This window comes from Bradyrhizobium sp. 22 (assembly GCF_000482425.1).
Lineage (GTDB): Bacteria > Pseudomonadota > Alphaproteobacteria > Rhizobiales > Xanthobacteraceae > Bradyrhizobium > Bradyrhizobium japonicum_B.
The window spans coordinates 2,028,086-2,045,147 of record NZ_KI519399.1; the positions used below are offsets into that span (position 1 = coordinate 2,028,086).

The window sequence follows — 17,062 nt, forward strand, 5'->3', positions numbered from 1 at the left end:
TTTGTTGCCAGGCGCGAATGCAGCGTCAGTGCCGCGCCGCCTCTCTTGCCCTAACCGCGTCGGAAGGAGCAACCGGCGAGTTTGCCGGGCGGTATCTGCGCGCGGCGCAGATCAGCCGGCGTAACAAAGGCCGATTGCCGCCGTAACGACCATCGCGGCGCCGACCGCCTCCAGGCGCAGCCCGGGCCGCGCGGCGAGATGCATGTCGGACGCCCGCGCCGCCCGCTCCGATCCGCGCGCATAGCCGTGCACGATGACGTCGTGATTGAAATTGTCATGCGCCTCGTTGCTGCTGGCGAGCCCGACGCAGATCACGAGCACGCCGAACAATGCGAGGCCGAAGAAGCCAAGCAGGGCGATCAGGAACATCGGAAACATGCCGACCAGGAAGATCGGCAGCAGCGGCACCAACAGCAATGTCTCGGACTGTCGTCGCATGGGAGCAGTCCCGCCAGGACGGAGGCTGATTGGGCAAGTCTAGTCCCAGCCGCGGCGGCGTTCAACTCACGCCGCCGTCATTCCGGGGCGCGCGAAGCGCGAGCCCGGAATCGATTGGGCGGCATGGGACGCGGTTAGATGGATTCCGGGCTCGCGCGCTTCGCGCGCGCCCCGGAATGATGGGGCGGAAAACTACTCCGCCGCCATGCCGGCGCGGATCTCGGCGCGCAGCTCGTCGATCAGCTTGAGACCCTTCTTGGTCTCGACGTGCCAGAAGGTCCAGCCGTTGCAGGCCTGCGCGCCTTGCGCCACCGCGCCGATGCGGTGGATCGAGCCGACCTTGTCGCCGAACATGATGGCGCCGTCGGCGCGCACCAGGGCACCGAGCTTCTTCTTGGCGTCGAACAGCTTCGTGCCGGGCATGATCATGCCGCGCTCGATCAGCTCGGAGAACGCGACCCGCGGCGCCTCGCGCGCGGTCATGAACGGGGCGAGGCTCGCTTCCGGCAGCGGCTCGACCTTGGCGATGCGCGCTTCGGCGGCCTTGGCATAGGTCTTGTCGCGCTCGAAGCCGATATAGGAGCGGCCGAGGCGCTTGGCCACCGCACCGGTGGTGCCGGTGCCGTTGAAGGGGTCGATCACGAGATCGCCGGGCTTCGACGAGGATAGCAGCACCCGCGCGAGCAGGCCTTCGGGCTTCTGCGTCGGATGCACTTTCTTGCCGTCGGCGCCCTTGAGGCGCTCCTCGCCGGTGCAGAGCGGAATCAGCCAGTCGGACCGTGCCTGCAAGTCCTCATTGGCGGCCTTCAGCGCCTCGTAGTTGAACGTGTAGCCCTTGGCCTTCTCGTCGCGCGCGGCCCAGATCATGGTCTCGTGCGCGTTGGTGAAGCGGCGGCCGCGGAAATTCGGCATCGGGTTCGACTTGCGCCAGACGATGTCGTTCAGGAGCCAGAAGCCGAGGTCCTGCATGATGGCGCCGACGCGGAAAATGTTGTGATAGGAGCCGATCACCCAGATCGTCGCCGACGGCTTCATCGCGCGGCGTGCGGCAAGCAGCCAGGCGCGGGTGAAATCGTCATAGGCGGAGAACGAATCGAACTTGTCCCAGTCGTCGTCGACGGCGTCGACATGGGATTCGTCGGGGCGCTTGAGATCGCCCTTGAGCTGGAGATTGTAGGGCGGGTCGGCGAACACGAGATCGACCGAACCGGCCTGAAGCTTCGACATCTCGGCGACGCAATCACCGAGGATGACGCGATGCGACGGAGACTCAAAATTTGTGCGGGGCGCCCTTGCAGACGCCCCGCGACGCGACTCTACCATGACTCAAGAACTCTGACTCAGGCGACGCTGTCGGCGACGCGGGACCAAACAACCGACTGACCGTTACATTGAAGCGGCAAAGTAAAAATCGACTTAACCCGCCGCTTTGCTGAGCAGGCCTCAAGTCGCGTTCTGCGTGCATGTCGTCGCGCGCATTCGCCGTATTTTACAGTGCATTTCGCGCATCGCTGACTGGCGAAAGCAATCGTGGCTTGAAAAAGGCCGCAAATTTCTCTCGGAAAAAATTGCTCGACCCTCGGAAAAAATTGCTGGCATCGGCATGTTGCCGCACTAGGCAATTTTTGCCGGCCACGATATTGATAAAAGCAACGGAAATTTTACGTGTGTGGCGCGTTGAGCTTTCGCGTTTATGCGCCGGACGACACCGACGAACCTGAATCAGGGACCCCAAAGGAAGGCCGCCATGCGTTACGATGACTTCCGCCGCAGCGACGACATCGAGGATCGTCGCGACGAAGGTGGCGGCTTTGGCGGCGGCGGAGGCGGCGGGTTCGGGCTGCCCATGGGCGGCGGCGGGCTCGGCATCGGCACCATCATCATCCTCGGTCTCGTCGGTTACGCCTTCGGCATCGATCCGCGCATTTTGATCGGCGGCGCCGAGATACTCACCGGCGGCGGCCATGCCCCGAGCTACCAGACCGACCGCCAGGCCTCCTCCGGCAAGCGCGGCGCGCCCACCGACGAGATGGGCAGCATGATCTCCGGAATCCTCGGCGAGCTCGACGATCGCTGGAGCGAGATCTTCCAGGCCTCGGGCCAGTCCTATACCGGGCCGAAGATCGTGCTGTTCCGCAACGCCACCAATGGCGGGCGCTGCGGCATGGCGCAATCGGCGATGGGCCCGTTCTATTGTCCACCGGACCGCACCATCTTCCTCGACACCGGTTTCTTCCGCGAGGTCGAGACGCGCTTCCGCGGCTGCTCCGGCAAGTCGGCGTGCAATTTCACCACCGCCTACATCATCGCGCACGAGGTCGGCCACCACATCCAGAACCAGCTCGGCATCATTCCGCGGGTGACGCGGCTGCAGCAGCAGGCAGGCTCGAAGGCGGAGGCGAATGCGCTCCAGGTCAAGGTCGAGTTGCAGGCCGATTGCCTGTCCGGCGTCTGGGTCAATCGCGAGGCGAAGAAGCGTCCGAACTTCCTCGAGCCCGGCGACATCGAGGCTGCGCTGACCACGGCGAGCGCGATCGGCGACGATACACTGCAGCGCAAGTCGACGGGCCGCGTCGTGCCGGATTCCTTCACCCACGGCTCGGCGGCGCAGCGCAAGCAATGGTTCATGACCGGCTACCAGCAGGGCACGGTCCAGGCCTGCAACACGTTCGGAGCGGGGGCGCTGTAGTTCGTGCCCCGGACGCAGCACGAATTATGATGCGCGATTGCGCATCTTGGGATTCGGAAGTAGTGGCGTCATCCTGAGGTGCTCGCCTCTTCGGCGAGCCTCGAAGGAGGACGAGCCCCCGGGCCCATCCTTCGAGGCTCGCCCTGCGATGCAGGGCGCGCACCTCAGGATGACGGCGAGGCTGGGGAAACAGGAGTGAAGTCGTGGCTTCCATCGACGAAACCAAGCAGTTCATCCCGCTCAATATCGCGGTGCTCACGGTCTCGGACACCCGCGCGCTGGCGGATGACAAGTCCGGCCAGACGCTGGTCGATCGTCTCACCGCTGCCGGTCACCATCTCGCCGCGCGCGAGATCGTCACCGACGACATCGAGGCGATCCGCGACGTCGTTCGCCGCTGGATCGCGGATGCCGGCGTCGACGTCGTCATCACCACCGGCGGCACCGGCTTTACCGGGCGCGACGTCACGCCGGAGGCAGTCGAGCCGCTGTTCGAAAAGCGCATGGACGGTTTCTCGATCGCGTTCCACATGCTGAGCCACGCCAAGATCGGCACGTCGACGATCCAGAGCCGCGCCACGGCGGGCGTTGCAGGTGCGACCTACATCTTCTGCCTGCCGGGCTCTCCCGGCGCCTGTCGCGACGGCTGGGACGGCATCCTCGCGGCCCAGCTCGACTACCGTACGCGGCCCTGCAATTTCGTCGAGATCATGCCGCGTCTGGACGAGCATCTGCGAAGGCCGAAGGCCCAGGGCGCGACGACGTGAGTTCTTGCTTTCCTTCCCTTCTCCCCTGGTGGGAGAAGGTGGCGCAAAGCGCCGGATGAGGGGTTGTCTCCGCGCGCACCGACGTTCGCTGAGACATACCCCTCACCCAAGCGAGCTTGCGTTTGCCAGTTGACATGCCCTCTCCCGCAAGGGGAGAGGGCGCAGCAACGCGCATTTCGCTCGCTGCGAGATCAGAGATCGCGCTCCCAGGTCTCGCCGATCAGATCCTGCCCAAAACTGTGATGCGGCTCGGTGGCGACCAGCTTGAAGCCTGCACTCTTGTAGATGCCGCGCGCGGCGACCAGGATGCTCTGCGTCCACAGCGTCATCTTGCTGTAACCCCGCTCACGTGCGCCCTGGATGCACTGCTCGACCAGCGCGCGACCGACACCGAGGCCCCGTGCCTTCTTCTCCACCTGCAACAGGCGCAGCTTGGCGATCTCGTCCGTGGCCTTGACCAGAAAGACCGAGCCGACCGGCTCGCCGCCCAATTCCGCGATCCAGCAATGTTCGCGCGCGGCGTCGTAGTTCCTGATGAATTGTGCGCAGATCTCGGCGACCAGCGCCTCGTAGCTGATGTCCCAGTTGTAGTCCGCGGCATAGGCGGCGCCCTGTCGGGAGATGACCCAGCCCATGTCGCCGACGCGATGGCTGCGCAGCATGACAGCCGCGGGCTGGCTTCGGCGTTGCTCCAGCACGGATTCGATGGTCGCCATGGCTTGCGTGAGCCGCGATAGATCGCTGGCCGAAAGCTGAGCCAGCATTGCGGCGACCTCGTTTTGCGAGCTCAGGTTCAGCTTGGCGAACGCCTGGCGGCCCTTGGCGGTGAGGCTGAGCTGATATTGCCTGCGATCCGCGGGCAGGGGCCTTCGTGCGATCAGACCCTTTTCGTCGAAGCTCTGGACGATGCGGCTGAGATAGCCGGGGTCGAGACCGAGCTCGCTTCCGATCTCTTTGGCCGCCAGCTCGTCGCGTTGCGCGAGCTCATACAGCACCCGGGCCTCGCTGAGGGAAAACGGGCTCTTTCCAAGATGCTGGTCGAGCACGCCAAGCTTGCGGGTATAGAAGCGGTTGAAGGCGCGGACCGCTGCAATGGGGTCGTCGATAGCGTCGATCGGCATGGATCACCTCAATACTTGCCATTGTCAAATAATTGTTTGATTTTAGCAAGTATCTGCTGATCTCAGTTGATCATGACGATGCGGCTGCGCAGCATGGTGCGGGACGAGCGGCCGAGCCGCCGGAGCAGCTGTGCCTCGGAATGCCGAGCCTGCGGCGGGTAGCCGCCGATCCGGTCGTAATGAGCACGGGCAATCAGAAGTCCCTGGCCTCCGAGCGGGCCGATCAGCCCGCGCGCCACGGCGCGGAGGATGTCCCGCAATCCGGTATCGGCGTAAGGCGAGCGCGCATAGCGGAACACCGCGGCCCGGTCCCGTCCGCTGCTCGCGACCGCCTGAATGAACTGGGTGGTCTCCTCGATCCACCCGGTTTCCAGCACGGCACCGGCCGGCAGGAACATCAACCAGGGCGAACGCGCCTGGAGCGCGCCGGCGGCGAGCGCGGCGCCCTGCGAGGTCCCCTCGAAGCCGACGAAATGGCAGCCTGCGACGTCGGCGACGCGCTCGATCACCCCGTTGCGGGTGCCGTCGACCAGGAGCACTTCCCGGACGACACCGGCGGCGGCGCCGGGCACCAGCGCGGCCAGAGTCGCCACTGCCGTCTGCTCGACGCCTTCGGTCGGAATGATGACGCTCAGCATGATCGAGGCTTCAATGTCCGCATTTCGGGAGAAGCGTAGCGCTGCATGGGGTTGTCATAAACCCGAAGCGTGGCCGAGTGCAACTTTCCGGCGGTGCCGCGGCATGCGATGGTAAACCCTCGCCAGTCATTGCAGTCAAAAGTGTCCTGCGCGGGCTGGTAATATTGCCGATTGTTTCGGCACAAGCCCCGCTCGACAGTATCAAACCGGGGCTTCATGGCGGCATTCTCGCTGCCACAGCGGAGGATGCAGCTTGCAGGAAAGGTCGAATGAAAATGTGTGATCTTGCGCGCAGGAGAGGCCTGATATGAACGCCGATCAAATCGCCGTCGGCGCGGCGCCGCTCTCGCCGAAGCAGGCCGCGCCCACCTTGCGGATCCGGGCGCTGATGCTGGGCGACCGGATCAATGCTTCCGGCCTCGAGATCGGGACGCTGGTTTCTTCCACCCCGGCGGCCTACCGGGTCCATGCCGGTCTTGCCGTGATCTTCCGCTACGGCGTCGTGGTGCTGATCGGCCTGCTCCCGTCGGAAGAGAAGGTGCTCATCGACAACCTGACCTCACGCGTGACCGGAGAGCTCAGCCCCTACGAAGAAGAGATCGCGCAGGCCCAGCTCTGCAGCGATGAGGCCGCCGAGGCGATCCAGCCGGGCGGGCCGATCTGCCTTGCCAAATTTTCCGACGACCGGCTGCTGCTGGTTGCGGATGCGCTCGCCAAGAGCACGTCGCTGGCGCGCGACGAGCGGCGCGTCGCCGCGGTCTTCGACGTGATCGAGCCGTTTGCACGGGAGCTCGCCGAACACGGCCGCACGCCGCAACGGCGCAAGGGTATCCTGCAATTGATCGGCAACGCACTGCTGGTGCAGCAGCGCGTCGCCGGCCGCGTCGCCATCGCCGAGAAGCCCGACGTGCTCTGGGAGAAGCCTGAGCTCGATCGGCTCTATTCGCGCCTGGAGGACGAGTACGAGCTGAAGGAGCGCCTCGACACGCTCGAGCGCAAGCTTGCCGCGGTGTCGGAGACCGCCAACGCGCTGACCGACATCATCGACACCCAGCGCTCGCTCCGCCTGGAGATTGCCGTCGTGGTGCTGATCCTGATCGAGGTCGCGATGGGGAGTTTTCAGCTCCTGACCGGCAGCGGTCACTGAAGCATGATCCGGAAAAGTGCGGAGCGGCTTTCCGGAAGGTACATGCGTGAAACAAGAACCTAAAGCGCGACGAGTCCTTAAGGCGCGGTGGCGTGCCTGTCATGTTGGCAGGATTGGGCCTGCCATGCCGCGATCTCGGCAAGCTCGGCTTCGGGGCGGGTCCGGATCGTCTCGCATCGTCCGAGATAGAGCTCTCCCGCGTCGCCCTCGATCGTCATCCACTCGCCTTCGTCAAGCGTGAGATTGCCGAGCCGGGCCCGCTTTGCGGCGGGATCGATCTTCAGCTCGCGGCAGCCGACCACGCAGGGCTTGCCCATTTGCCGCGCCACCAGGGCCGCATGCGAGGTGCGCGCGCCGACCGACGTGACGATGCCGGCGGCAAGCGCGAAGCCTGCGACATCGGCGGTGCTGGTGTCGGGGCGCAGCAGGATGACCGGCTCGCCCGCCGCCGACAGACGCTGGGCGCTTTCGGACGAGAACGCCGCCCGTCCGATCCCGATGCCGCCGGAGGCGCCGATGCCGATCACAGCTGGCCTGCCCGGGGCAACCAATCTGGTTTCGGTGAGCGAGGCGAGGTCGACCTCCGCGATCCGCTCCAATGCCGCGTCCTTCGAGATCAGGCCCTCATGCACAAGGTCGATCGCAATCCTGGCGGCGGCTCGCGGCGTACGCTTGGCCGTCCGGGTCTGGAGGATCCAGAGCTTGCCGTTCTCGACCGTGAACTCGACATCCTGCGCATCGGCGAACGCGTGCTCGAGGCGCCTCAGGACGTCACCCAGTTCCGATTCGAGCTTCGGCAGCTCGCGGGCGATCGCCTCGGCCGTGTCAGGCGCGCGCCGTCCGGAAACGACGTCTTCCCCCTGGGCATCGAGCACGAGGTCGATCATCGGGCGCGGCGCGCCCGTCGACGGATCGCGCGAGAACGCAACGCCCGCGCCGGAGGCAAGACCGCCATTGCCGAACACCATCGCCTGCACGGTCACGGCGGTGCCCTCGAGCGCTTCGAGGTGCTGGAGGCTCCGATAAGTCTGCGCGCGCTCGCTCGTCCAGGAGCGATAAACAGCTTGGGATGCTGCCTCCAACTGCGCGAAGGCATCCTCCAGCGAGCCGTCGGCGTGGTCCTCGATCAGCGCCTGCTCGCGGCCGGCGAGCCGCTCGAGCGCTTCGCTGTCGAGCTCGCGGTCGCTGCCGGCGTATTCGGCTGCGACGAGTTCGGTGATGCGTGCGGCAAACCCGGCCTGGTTGAGCCCGAGCACGGTCTCGCCGAAGCTCTCCAGGAAACGGCGCCGGCAATCCCAGGCGAGTCGCGGCCGGCCGGTTGCACGGATCAGGCCGTGCACGGCGTCCAGGGTGCAGCCGACATTGAGGACGGTTTCGAGCATGCCCGGCATCGATCGCGCCGCCCCCGAGCGCACCGACACCAGCAGCGGCTGCCGACGGTCCCCGAAGCGCTTTCCGGTGGCGCTCTCCAGAAACGAAATTCCCTCCTTCAAGCCGTCGCGCAGATGCCGCGCGGCGTGGGCATGGCCGGCGATGATCTCGGCGCAGAGCTTGACCGGGACCACGAAGGCGGGCGGCACCGGCAGGCCCAGCGCCGCCATGCGGGCGAGATTGGCGGCCTTGGCGCCGATTTCCTCGGCAGGCCGCAAGTCGGCGGCGTCAGCGCCGATACGCACGATATGCATGGTGGTCCCCTCAAGCTGCGAGATCGATCATGATGTGGCGGCGGAGCAGATGACCGAACGCGGCGAAGCGGTCGGTGGCGCGCTCGACGGCGCGGGCGAGCTCGATCACCGACAGCGAGGTCGCGACGTCGAAGCCGCCGCCGAAGACCAGCGCGGTCGTCGCGCGTTCGCGGCTGTCAGCGGCGTGTTCGGCGTCGATCAGGCGCGTCACGGCGGAAAGCGCGTCCTCGGAATCGGCGCGCCGTCCTTCCGGCACGTCGATCGCAGCGGCGATGCCGCTCGCGGCCACTTCGGTCGCGGTCTCTGCCACGGCGCAAAGCTCGGCCAGCGATGCCAGCAAGGACGGTTCGGTTTTCTCCGGCATCAGCGAGGCGATGAATGCGGCCTGCTCCAGCTCGTCGATCGCTTCCTCGGCGCGGTCGATCAACTGGCCGATCAGCGGGCGGGCATTGAGGCGATCGACCTCGTTGCGGCCCTCGAGCGCGATCCTGTCGGCCTTCTGCTCGATCACGCCGCAGCGTTGTGTCAGCAGCCTGCCGTCGGCGGGCTGGGCGGCGCGCAGGGCGGCAATGTGGCGCGAGATCGCCGCGACGAGATCGTGGGCGAGGCCGATCTGGCGCAGCACGGCTGCGAGAAGAGCGCCGTCGACGCGATCCAGGTGCCGCATCAGATCGGCTTCGATCTGGTCGCGCACCGTCCTGACCGAGCGGCCCGCCAACAATGCCTCGGTCGAGGCGCGCAGCGATGCCTTGAGGAAATCGATCGCGGCGGTGCGGCCGAGCGCCTGGTCGAGCCGCTCGCCGAAGCCGATCCGCGTGGGTGCGGCATTCCGCACCGCAGAGCCCAATAGATCGTTGCCGCCGAGCTCGAGGAAGCCGCGATGGCCGATCCGCTGACGCGCCGCCCACTCCAGGATGCGTGCCGCGTCCTCTTTGGCGACCCAAGTCCTGAGCAGCTTGCGCGCCTTGTTCCAGTCGATCAGAAAGACCAGTGCGGCACCGAGCGCTGCGAGGAATTCGTTGCGATCGGCGGCGTGGTCGCCCTGATACTGGCCGGTGACGAGATAGAAGGAATTGTCCTCGCCGAGGCCGGCTGCGGTGTGACGATCAAGACCGCTCCAACTCGCCGCGAACGCGTCGAACAGCGAGATGAAGAATTTCGCCCGCGCCAGATGCACATCGGTGTAGGTGACGGTGACCGCGTTCTTCTTCACCGCGATCACGACGACATGGGCGTCCGTGGTGCCGATGTCGTTCTGGATCAGCAGCCGGCCGCCGGCGCGTGTGGCCATGGTGTCGAGGCCGGGGTGATTGAACTTCAGACCCCGCGTCGCGTTCAGGCCCTTCATGAAGGCAGCGACGGCCGGTCGGTCCTCGCTGTGCAGGCCGAAGACATGGGCGCCGTCGAGCGCTTCCTCCGCGCAGCTCGTTGCCAGCCTGTTGAGCTGTTTGTGCAGATCCATGACGAGGCGATGCAGGCTGTCGCCGCCTGCGTCCACGCCGGTCAGTCGCACGATGTGGGATATCGCGATCTCATCGACGGGGTCGAGCAGGCCGGCCGCGCGGATCGTGTCGAGGCGCGCCTGCGCTCTGTCGCCGTCGTTGGCAGCGCCGGCGCCGACCGCGCGGATCATGGCCCCTGCATCTTCCGCGATCTCCTGCATCAGCTTCGCCAGATCGGGAGCCGCGAGCCGGCCCTGTCCGATCAGACGGGCGCCGCCGATCAGCGTGGCGATCGCCGCGGGGGCGATGCCCGCGGTTTGACTCTCCACGCCAAGGTCGCTCGCGGGTCGACCCGGCTCCTGCGCATGCTGGGCCGCCGCCTGCAGCGCGCTCATCCGCACCTTGATGCGGTCGTTGGCGGCGAGCCCTTCCGCCACCAGCGCGGGCAGCAGGATGCCGCCTTGTCCGAGCTCTTCGATGATATGGGTCTTCATGATCTGTCCGCTCGAGGATTGCTGCGACGCGTATGCCGCGAAACCGCGGCGGCATCATTGCGGCAGATCATTCATAAAAATGTCACGTGGCGCCGGGGCTGCGGATCAGGGCCGCACAATGTCGCGCAATGATCATCTCTTCATCGGTCGGGATGACGAACACATCAATAGCACTTCCGCCAGCGCCGATCCGCTCACGCGCCGCATCGTTCGCCGCAGCATCGATGCCCACGCCGAGCCAGCCGAGCCGCTCGCAGATCGCGCTGCGAATCTCCTTGGCGTGCTCGCCGATGCCGCCGGTGAAGACCAGGCAGTCGAGCCCACCGAGTGCAGTGGCCATCATCGCGATCTGCTGCGCCGCGCGGTACGTGAAGAGCTCGACCGCCTCCCGCGCCCCGGCCTCGCCGCTCGCCAGCAACGTTCGCATGTCCGCGGAGATGCCGGAGACGCCGAGCAGACCAGACTCGTGATAGAGCAGGTGCTGGATCTGCTCGGCCGACATCTTCTCATGCTGCTGCAGATAAAGCAGCACGCCGGGATCGATGGTGCCGCAGCGGGTGCCCATGACGAGGCCGTCGAGTGGCGTCAGTCCCATCGTGGTGTCGATGCTGCGGCCATGGTGCAACGCGCACAGGCTGGCGCCGTTGCCGAGATGGGCGATGACGCTGCGCTTGGCGATGAGCTCCGGCGCGATCGCGGCGAGGCGGCCCGCGACATATTCGAAGGAGAGGCCGTGAAAGCCGTAGCGTCGGACGCCACGCTCTTCGTAGTGCCGCGGAACCGCAAAGCGGCGCGCGGACGGCGCGAGGCCGTGGTGGAAGGCGGTGTCGAAGCAGGCGATCTGCGTCAGTGCAGGCCGGATCGCCGCAAGCGCGCGAACGGGCGCGAGGCAGCGCGGCTGGTGCAGCGGCGCCAGCGGCGTCAATGCCGCCAGCTTCGCGGTGACGTCGTCCGTCAGCACGACCGGGCCGGAATAATCCGGCCCGCCGTGGACGATGCGGTGGCCGACCGCGCGCAGGCTGTGCGCGCCGAACCTCTCCTCGATGAAGGCGAGCACGTCGGCGAACAAATGGCCGCCGTCGGCGTCCGGCGCCTCCTTCCGTGCCGCGAACAGGTCGTCGCCCGCGGGACTCTTTACCACGAGGCGCGGTCTTGCCTCATGCTCGTCGAGCAGGCCCTTGCAAAGCAGGACGGGCTCGGCCGCCGAGATGTCGAACAGGCCGAACTTGATGCTCGACGATCCCGAATTGAGGACGAGGACCGTGTCCGACATGGCTAATCGCCGGCTTCGGCAGGCGTGGTGCCGCCGGAGCTGTTGGGCCAGACCCAGCCCTGGATCTCCGGCATGTCCTCGCCGTGCTCGCGCACATAGCGCGAATGCTCGATCAGCTTGTCGCGGAATTGCTGCTTGGCCTGCGCGGCCTTGGCCGCGAGTCCGGGCACGCGTTCGATCGCCTCGATCGCGAGGTGGTAGCGGTCGAGCTCGTTGAGCACGACCATGTCGAACGGCGTCGTCGTGGTGCCTTCCTCGGCGAAGCCGCGCACATGCATGCCGGCATGGTTGGTGCGGCTATAGGTCAGCCGGTGGATCAAATAGGGATAGCCGTGATAGGCGAAGATGACGGGCTTGTCGCGCGTGAACAGGCTGTCGAAGTCGCGGTCGGACAGGCCGTGCGGATGCTGATCCTGCGGCTGCAGCGTCATGAGGTCGACGACGTTGACGACGCGGATCTTCAGATCCGGCAGGGCCTTGCGCAAGAGATCGACGGCGGCGAGCGTCTCCAGCGTCGGGACATCGCCGGCGCAGGCCATCACCACGTCGGGTTCGCCGCCAGCCTTCTCCGTCCCCGCCCAGCTCCAGATGCCGATGCCGGCATCGCAATGCGCCGCGGCGTCCCGCATCGACAGCCATTGCGGCGCCGGCTGCTTGCCGGCGACGATGACGTTGATGCGGTTGTAGGTGCGTAAGGCATGGTCGGCGATCCACAGCAGCGTGTTGGCATCCGGCGGGAAGTAGATGCGGACGATGTCGGCCTTCTTGTTGGCGACGAGATCGACGAAGCCGGGGTCCTGATGGCTGAAGCCGTTATGGTCCTGACGCCAGACATGCGAGGTCAGGAGATAGTTGAGCGAGGCGATCGGACGGCGCCACGTCAGCTCGCGCGTCACCTTCAGCCATTTGGCGTGCTGGTTGAACATGGAATCGACGATGTGGATGAAGGCCTCGTAGCACGAGAAGAAGCCGTGCCGTCCGGTGAGCAGATAACCCTCGAGCCAGCCCTGGCAGAGATGCTCGCTCAGCACCTCCATGACGCGGCCATCCTGCGCCAGATGCACGTCGTAGGATTCGATCGGCTCCATCCAGACGCGTTCGGTCGCCTCGAACACGGCGTCCAGCCGGTTTGACGCGGTCTCGTCCGGGCCCATGATGCGGAAGTTGCGCTCCTTCGTGTTGAGGCGGATGACGTCGCGCAGGAATTTGCCGAGCTCGCGCGTCGCTTCGGCCATGACGCCGCCGGGCTGCGGCACCTCGATCGCGAAGCGGTGAAAGTCCGGCAGCTTCAGCTCCTTCTTCAGCAGGCCGCCATTGGCATGCGGGTTGGCACCCATGCGGCGGTCGCCGCGAGGCGCGAGCGCCTGAAGCTCGGGAACGAGGGCGCCGCTCGCGTCGAACAGGTTTTCAGGCTCGTAGCTGCGCATCCAGTCTTCGAGCACTTTCAGGTGCGCCGGGTTCTCACGACAGCCGGCGACGGGGACCTGATGCGCGCGCCAAAAGCCCTCGACCTTCTTGCCGTCGACCTCCTTAGGGCCGGTCCAGCCCTTCGGGCTGCGCAGCACGATCATCGGCCAGCGTGGCCGCTCGACGCTGCTGCGCCCGTCGCGGGCGTGCTGCTGAATCGAACGGAGGCTGGCGAGCGCGACGTCGAGCGCGTCCGCCATGGCCTGATGCATCAATTTGGGATCGTCACCCTCGACGAACAGCGGCTCGTGGCCGAAGCCGCGAAAGAGATCGCGGATTTCCGCATCTCGCATCCGCCCCAGCACGGTGGGATTTGCGATCTTGTAGCCGTTGAGATGCAGGATCGGCAGCACCGCGCCGTCATGGGCGGGGTTCAGGAACTTGTTGGAGTGCCAGGACGCAGCCAGCGGACCGGTCTCGGCCTCGCCGTCGCCGACGACGCAGGCGACGATCAAATCAGGATTGTCGAAGGCCGCGCCATAGGCGTGCACCAGCGCGTAGCCGAGTTCGCCGCCCTCGTGGATCGAGCCCGGCGTTTCCGGCGCCGCATGGCTCGGGATGCCGCCGGGAAAGGAGAACTGCCGGAACAGCTTGCGCATGCCGGCCGCATCGCGGGCGATCTCGGGATAGATCTCGCTGTAGCTGCCTTCCAGATAAGTGTTGGCGACCATGCCGGGACCGCCATGCCCGGGGCCGCAGACATAGATCACGTCGAGATCGAGCGCGCGGATGACGCGATTGAGATGGGCGTAGATGAAGTTCAAACCCGGCGTCGTGCCCCAATGGCCGAGCAGGCGCGGCTTGATGTGCTCGGCCCGCAACGGCTCGCGCAGCAGAGGATTGTCGAGCAGATAGATTTGCCCCACGGAGAGGTAGTTTGCGGCGCGCCAATAGCGATCAAGCAGATCGAGATCGCTGCTCGCGGCAGCTGATTGTTGTTGATTTGTCATATTCTTGCCGATTGTTGCCGAGCCAAGCCTCGCGATCGTCACCAACTTTGTTCCGGCGCGATCGATCCCGGTGCGACATCAAACGAGATCGTTACGACAGCCTTGTTGCGTGAGGTCAAAGGACCGCGCTCGAAATTTGGGCGATAGCTCCGCCTGGGTTGTTTTTCCATTTCTCATTTGTGTTCTTGATTTGTTCCTTTGACGTGCTATCTTGGCTTCATGAGTCCAGCAGCATCCTCTCATGCTCTCAAGCACCCGCCGGTCAAGGCGCCCTCCGAGCCGGCGGGTGCGGACTCTGATTTTCCGGAACTCGGCGTCGCCATCGACCGCGCCCGCCGGCGAGGGCGGGGGGCGCAGTCCAACGCCTCCGGCCGCTACGAGGCCGAGGCGCGCGTTGCTTTCGATGACGGCTGGCAGAGCCTGGAAGAATTGCCGCCGTTCAAGACCACGGTCGGAGTCGACACGTCGCGCAAGGTGATCACACGTAACGACTCACCGGACATCGGCTTCGACCGCTCGATCAATCCCTATCGCGGCTGCGAGCACGGCTGTGTCTACTGCTTCGCCCGGCCGACCCACGCCTATCTCGGCCTGTCGCCGGGCCTCGATTTCGAATCGAAGCTGTTTGCGAAACCCGAGGCGCCTTCGCTGCTGGAGAAGGAGCTCGCCGCCTCCGGCTACGAGCCGCGGATGATCGCGATCGGCACCAACACCGATCCGTATCAGCCGATCGAGCGCGAGCACCAGATCATGCGCGGCATCCTCGAGGTGCTGGAACGTGCCGGCCATCCCGTCGGCATCGTCACCAAATCGGCGCTGGTGCTGCGCGACATCGACATTCTCGCGCGGATGGCCAAGCGCAACCTCGCCAAGGTCGCGATCTCAGTGACCTCGCTCGATCCGAAACTGGCCCGCACCATGGAGCCGCGCGCCGCGACGCCGCCGAAGCGGCTGGAGGCGCTGAAGCAGCTCTCGGACGCCGGCATTCCGACCACCGTGATGGTGGCGCCGGTGATCCCCGCGCTGAACGATTGCGAGATCGAGCGCATTCTCGATGCCGCCGCCCATGCCGGCGTCAAGGAAGCATCCTATGTGCTGCTGCGGCTGCCGCTCGAGGTGCGCGATCTCTTTCGCGAATGGCTGATGGCGAATTGTCCGGACCGCTACCGCCACGTCTTCACCTTGATCCGCGACATGCGCGGCGGGCGCGATTACGATGCGAAATGGGGCGAACGAATGAAGGGCACCGGACCGATGGCCTGGACCATCGGCCGCCGCTTCGAGATCGCCTGCGAGCGGCTCGGGCTGAACAAGCGGCGCTCCAAGCTGACGACGGATCACTTTGCGCGGCCGAAGCGGAACGGCGACCAGCTCAGCCTGTTCTGATCGGAAACGGAGGAGGCGTCGCATGCTAAGAGAACTCAACGTGCCGATGCCGCGGCTCACGGTCATCACGCTCGGCGTCAGCGACATCCGCGCCAGCATCGCTTTCTACGACGCGCTCGGTTTCTCGCGCCGGCTGAAGGCGACCGGCGAGGCCGTCGCGTTCTACGATACCGGTGGTCCCGTGCTCGCCTTGTATGGCTGGGATCAGCTCGCGGCCGACGCGGGGCTGCCGGACCAGCCGAGACCGCAGGCCTTCCGCGGCATGACGCTCGCCTGGAACTGTCGGACCCGCGAGGAGGTCGATGCGGTGATGGCCTTCGCGCTAGGCAAGGGGGCCAATCTGGTGAAGGCCGCGCACGAGACCGATTACGGCGGCTATTCCGGTTATTTTGCCGACCCCGACGGTCATCCCTGGGAGGTCGTTGTCGCGCCCGGCATCGATGTCGGCGACGACCGGCGGGTGCATCTGGCGGAGTAGGGGCCTGAATAGCGGGAATTGCGAGAGGTTCCCGGTTGCGCAGGCCGGGCGCCTTGCGCACGATCCCCGCCATGATTCGGGACAAGTCCGCCACCAAGCCGGCCAAAGATGCGCCTAATAGGCCTGGGAAGAAGGCCGCTGCGAACAAGGCAGCGCCTGCCAAGCCGGCCAAGACGGCTGCGGCCCAAGCCATGGCCGCTCCCGCCGGCAAGAAAGGTATCATTGCCATCGCTCCCCCGAGCTTTCGCCGCGAGCGCGCGCTGATCAAGCGCGGGGTCTGGCCGGTCGCCGGCTGCGACGAGGCCGGTCGCGGACCGCTGGCTGGGCCGGTGGTGGCGGCCGCCGTGATTCTCGACCCCGACCGCATTCCGCGCGGCATCGACGATTCCAAGCGCCTGACGGCCGAGGAGCGCGAAAAGCTGTTCGACAAGATCTGCGCCACTGCGCAGGTCTCGGTTGCCGTTGCCTCGCCCTCGCGAATCGATCGCGATAACATCCTGCGCGCCTCGCTGTGGGCGCTGAAGCGCGCCGTGGTGGCGCTGCCGGAGGCGCCCAGGCATGTCTTCGTCGACGGTCGCGACCGGCTCGATACGGAATGCGACTGCGAGGCCGTGATCGGCGGCGACGGCATCGTGCTGTCGATCGCCGCGGCCTCCATCATCGCCAAGGTGACGCGTGATCGCCTGATGTGCGCGCTGGCGCAGGATTGCCCCGGCTACGGCTTCGAGCAGCACAAGGGCTATGCCGTCCCCGAGCACCTCGACGCGCTCGACCGCCTCGGCCCCACCATCCACCACCGCAGCTTCTTCGCCCCGGTCGCGGCCGCGCGCGCCAAGCACATGCCCTGGACCGTCGAGCCGGTGCAGGACCTGTTTGCAGTGGCCGAGGTCGAGGTGCACGTGGAAGCGAGCGTCGAGATCGACGCATCGGCCGCGCTCTAGGCTCTAGCCCCACTGCTTCGCCATCGTCTTGCCAGGGCTTGTCCCGGGCATCCACGTTCTTTGGAGCTGGCAGGAAAGACGTGGATGGCCGGGTCAAGCCCGGTCCTGACGATCTGTTGTGCGTGTGCCTTTGCCTCTCGCCGTAA

The 17,062-nt window shown here is 66.1% G+C and carries 14 protein-coding genes; 6 read left to right on the plus strand and 8 right to left on the minus strand.

Going from position 1 to position 17,062, the window contains the following annotated elements:
• Positions 1-111 precede the first annotated feature (111 nt).
• A complete protein-coding gene (locus K410_RS0110915; RefSeq protein ID WP_028134880.1) occupies positions 112-438 on the minus strand; it encodes a hypothetical protein in 327 nt (108 codons plus the stop codon).
• Between the two features lie 192 nt (positions 439-630).
• Positions 631-1,761, minus strand: a complete 1,131-nt coding sequence (locus K410_RS0110920; RefSeq protein ID WP_028134881.1) for a site-specific DNA-methyltransferase — start codon at positions 1,759-1,761, stop codon at positions 631-633.
• A 424-nt stretch (positions 1,762-2,185) separates the two neighbouring features.
• On the opposite strand from K410_RS0110920, the gene ypfJ reads away from it, so the two are divergent.
• Together ypfJ and moaB are read left to right on the plus strand one after the other, a co-directional pair.
• Positions 2,186-3,127: a KPN_02809 family neutral zinc metallopeptidase gene (ypfJ, locus tag K410_RS0110925; RefSeq protein WP_028134882.1), complete on the plus strand. Its 942-nt coding sequence runs from the start codon at positions 2,186-2,188 to the stop codon at positions 3,125-3,127.
• A 203-nt stretch (positions 3,128-3,330) separates the two neighbouring features.
• Positions 3,331-3,894 carry a molybdenum cofactor biosynthesis protein B gene (moaB, locus tag K410_RS0110930; RefSeq protein WP_028134883.1) on the plus strand — a complete coding sequence of 188 codons (564 nt, stop codon included), beginning with the start codon at positions 3,331-3,333 and terminating at the stop codon, positions 3,892-3,894.
• A 191-nt stretch (positions 3,895-4,085) separates the two neighbouring features.
• Here the strand turns inward: moaB and K410_RS0110935 are convergent, their stop codons facing one another.
• Both K410_RS0110935 and K410_RS0110940 read right to left on the minus strand, forming a co-directional pair.
• Positions 4,086-5,015 (minus strand): bifunctional helix-turn-helix transcriptional regulator/GNAT family N-acetyltransferase, encoded by a 930-nt coding sequence (locus tag K410_RS0110935; protein ID WP_028134884.1) that lies wholly within the window; start codon positions 5,013-5,015, stop codon positions 4,086-4,088.
• Positions 5,016-5,077: 62 nt separating this feature from the next.
• Entirely contained in the window at positions 5,078-5,653 is a 576-nt protein-coding gene (locus K410_RS0110940; RefSeq protein ID WP_028134885.1) for a glycosyltransferase family protein, read from the minus strand.
• A gap of 307 nt (positions 5,654-5,960) precedes the next feature.
• On the opposite strand from K410_RS0110940, the gene K410_RS0110945 reads away from it, so the two are divergent.
• Positions 5,961-6,800 (plus strand): RMD1 family protein, encoded by an 840-nt coding sequence (locus tag K410_RS0110945; RefSeq protein WP_028134886.1) that lies wholly within the window; start codon positions 5,961-5,963, stop codon positions 6,798-6,800.
• A 77-nt stretch (positions 6,801-6,877) separates the two neighbouring features.
• Here K410_RS0110945 and K410_RS0110950 read toward each other — a convergent pair whose 3' ends face one another.
• The 4 genes from K410_RS0110950 to K410_RS0110965 all read right to left on the minus strand — a co-directional run bounded on the left by K410_RS0110950 (position 6,878) and on the right by K410_RS0110965 (position 14,111).
• Positions 6,878-8,485, minus strand: coding sequence for a PEP/pyruvate-binding domain-containing protein (locus tag K410_RS0110950; RefSeq protein WP_028134887.1), 1,608 nt, complete (start codon positions 8,483-8,485; stop codon positions 6,878-6,880).
• 10 nt (positions 8,486-8,495) lie between these two features.
• Positions 8,496-10,421, minus strand: coding sequence for a hypothetical protein (locus K410_RS0110955; protein ID WP_028134888.1), 1,926 nt, complete (start codon positions 10,419-10,421; stop codon positions 8,496-8,498).
• 82 nt (positions 10,422-10,503) lie between these two features.
• A complete protein-coding gene (locus K410_RS0110960) occupies positions 10,504-11,694 on the minus strand; it encodes an acetate/propionate family kinase (protein ID WP_028134889.1) in 1,191 nt (396 codons plus the stop codon).
• 2 nt (positions 11,695-11,696) lie between these two features.
• Positions 11,697-14,111 carry a phosphoketolase family protein gene (locus K410_RS0110965; RefSeq protein ID WP_049820244.1) on the minus strand — a complete coding sequence of 805 codons (2,415 nt, stop codon included), beginning with the start codon at positions 14,109-14,111 and terminating at the stop codon, positions 11,697-11,699.
• 219 nt (positions 14,112-14,330) lie between these two features.
• Between K410_RS0110965 and K410_RS0110970 the strand changes: the two genes are divergently transcribed.
• The 3 genes from K410_RS0110970 to rnhB all read left to right on the plus strand — a co-directional run bounded on the left by K410_RS0110970 (position 14,331) and on the right by rnhB (position 16,916).
• Positions 14,331-15,497 (plus strand): PA0069 family radical SAM protein, encoded by a 1,167-nt coding sequence (locus K410_RS0110970; RefSeq protein ID WP_028134891.1) that lies wholly within the window; start codon positions 14,331-14,333, stop codon positions 15,495-15,497.
• Positions 15,498-15,519: 22 nt separating this feature from the next.
• Positions 15,520-15,975, plus strand: a complete 456-nt coding sequence (locus K410_RS0110975) for a VOC family protein (RefSeq protein WP_028134892.1) — start codon at positions 15,520-15,522, stop codon at positions 15,973-15,975.
• Between the two features lie 71 nt (positions 15,976-16,046).
• Positions 16,047-16,916 (plus strand): ribonuclease HII, encoded by an 870-nt coding sequence (gene rnhB / locus K410_RS0110980; protein WP_028134893.1) that lies wholly within the window; start codon positions 16,047-16,049, stop codon positions 16,914-16,916.
• Positions 16,917-17,062 lie beyond the last annotated feature (146 nt).

Bases quoted from the DNA above. Each gene is read 5' to 3' on its own strand.
- K410_RS0110915 (WP_028134880.1), bottom strand. From the start codon at position 438: ATGCGACGACAGTCCGAGACATTGCTGTTGGTGCCGCTGCTGCCGATC.
- K410_RS0110920 (WP_028134881.1), bottom strand. From the start codon at position 1,761: ATGGTAGAGTCGCGTCGCGGGGCGTCTGCAAGGGCGCCCCGCACAAAT.
- ypfJ (WP_028134882.1), top strand. From the start codon at position 2,186: ATGCGTTACGATGACTTCCGCCGCAGCGACGACATCGAGGATCGTCGC.
- K410_RS0110935 (WP_028134884.1), bottom strand. From the start codon at position 5,015: ATGCCGATCGACGCTATCGACGACCCCATTGCAGCGGTCCGCGCCTTC.
- K410_RS0110940 (WP_028134885.1), bottom strand. From the start codon at position 5,653: ATGCTGAGCGTCATCATTCCGACCGAAGGCGTCGAGCAGACGGCAGTG.
- K410_RS0110945 (WP_028134886.1), top strand. From the start codon at position 5,961: ATGAACGCCGATCAAATCGCCGTCGGCGCGGCGCCGCTCTCGCCGAAG.
- K410_RS0110950 (WP_028134887.1), bottom strand. From the start codon at position 8,485: ATGCATATCGTGCGTATCGGCGCTGACGCCGCCGACTTGCGGCCTGCC.
- K410_RS0110955 (WP_028134888.1), bottom strand. From the start codon at position 10,421: ATGAAGACCCATATCATCGAAGAGCTCGGACAAGGCGGCATCCTGCTG.
- K410_RS0110960 (WP_028134889.1), bottom strand. From the start codon at position 11,694: ATGTCGGACACGGTCCTCGTCCTCAATTCGGGATCGTCGAGCATCAAG.
- K410_RS0110965 (WP_049820244.1), bottom strand. From the start codon at position 14,111: ATGACAAATCAACAACAATCAGCTGCCGCGAGCAGCGATCTCGATCTG.
- K410_RS0110970 (WP_028134891.1), top strand. From the start codon at position 14,331: ATGAGTCCAGCAGCATCCTCTCATGCTCTCAAGCACCCGCCGGTCAAG.
- K410_RS0110975 (WP_028134892.1), top strand. From the start codon at position 15,520: ATGCTAAGAGAACTCAACGTGCCGATGCCGCGGCTCACGGTCATCACG.
- rnhB (WP_028134893.1), top strand. From the start codon at position 16,047: ATGATTCGGGACAAGTCCGCCACCAAGCCGGCCAAAGATGCGCCTAAT.